The following is a 536-nucleotide window of genomic DNA, read 5'->3' as shown; positions in this document are numbered from 1 at the left end:
GGCCTTGCCGGGTTACGGTTGAGCATGGTGTACCACTATCTGCCGATGGAAGAAGTCAAAACCCTGTATCCAAAGGCAATTATTTCAACCTTCCCGTCCTACCAGAATGCGATCAACGCTGTCGCGTTCGACCAGGCTGATGTCTTTCTCGGTGACACCATTTCCACCCATTACCTGATCAACAAGGGTTACCTGAACAACGTCCGGATGGCCAACTTCGGTAAACATGAAGTCCACGGGTTCAGCTTTGCCGTGCATCAGAACAACCCGGAACTTCTCGGGATCATCAACGCGATACTGAGCGCCACTCCCACCAGCGAGCGAGAAAACATCGCCAAACGCTGGAGTGCAGGCAGTGACATCCTGCTCACCGATCACAAACTACAACTTGCCGGACGCGAAGAGCGTTGGCTGGCGCAACATCCGGTGGTTCGCGTGGTGGTCAATGAGGCGTTTGCACCGCTGACGTTTTTCGACGATGAAGGTAATTTTCGAGGTGTTACCGCCGACCTGCTCGAACTGATCAGGTTACGCAC

At 53.7% G+C, this 536-nt stretch carries 1 protein-coding gene; it reads left to right on the top strand.

The genetic code is table 11. The annotated features are described in order from the left end of the window. A partial coding sequence (locus AC1DRJ_RS32110) for a type 2 periplasmic-binding domain-containing protein (RefSeq protein WP_477805627.1) occupies positions 1-536 on the top strand: 536 nt, incomplete at both ends.

The sequence above is a fragment of the Pseudomonas sp. P5_B2 genome (assembly GCF_056400445.1).
This window is presented reverse-complemented; position numbering and strand designations above follow the sequence as displayed.